The sequence below is a fragment of the Thermus thalpophilus genome (assembly GCF_022760915.1).
GTDB lineage: Bacteria > Deinococcota > Deinococci > Deinococcales > Thermaceae > Thermus > Thermus thalpophilus.
The window spans coordinates 1-727 of record NZ_JAKTNS010000099.1 but is presented as its reverse complement, the minus strand read 5'-3'; the positions used below and the strand labels follow the sequence as shown (position 1 = coordinate 727).

The window sequence follows — 727 nt, the reverse complement described above, 5'->3', positions numbered from 1 at the left end:
AATGGTGCAGCACCCGCTCCAGGAAGGCCCGGGTCCTTTCCTCCCTGGGCCGGGTGAAGATCTCCTCCGGCCTCCCCTCCTCCACCACCTGTCCCCGGTCCATGAAGATCACCCGGTCCGCCACCTCCCGCGCAAACCCCATCTCGTGCGTCACCACCAGCATCGTCATCCCACCCCGCGCCAAGTCCCGCATCACGTCCAACACCTCCCCCACCATCTCCGGGTCCAAGGCGCTCGTGGGCTCGTCAAAAAGCATCACCTTCGGCTCCATCGCCAACGCCCGGGCAATGGCCACCCGCTGCTGCTGACCCCCCGAAAGCTCCCCCGGGTACTTCCGCGCCTGGTCCAAAATCCCCACCCGCTCCAAGAGCTCCAACGCCTTCCCCTCCGCCCGCTCCCGGGACCAGCCCCGCACCCGCATGGGAGCCAAGGTGATGTTCTCCAAAACCGTCATGTGGGGAAAGAAGTTGAACTGCTGGAAGACCATCCCCACCTCCCGCCGCACCTCCCTCAAGGCGCGCTCCTCCTTCACGTTGCGCCCGTCCACCACCACCTCCCCCTCCTGGAAGTCCTCCAGGCGGTTGATGCACCGGATGAGCGTGCTCTTCCCCGAGCCCGAAGGGCCGATGATGACCAGCTTCTCCCCAGGGGCCACCTCCAGGTGGATGCCCCTCAGCACGTGCAGGGAGCCAAACCACTTGTGCAGGTTGTGGATGCGGATGATGGG

At 65.9% G+C, this 727-nt stretch carries 1 protein-coding gene; it reads right to left on the bottom strand.

Annotation, left to right across the window (positions count from 1 at the left end):
• On the bottom strand, positions 1-727 hold a 727-nt coding region (locus L0D17_RS13170), incomplete at both ends, for an amino acid ABC transporter ATP-binding protein (RefSeq protein WP_279231844.1).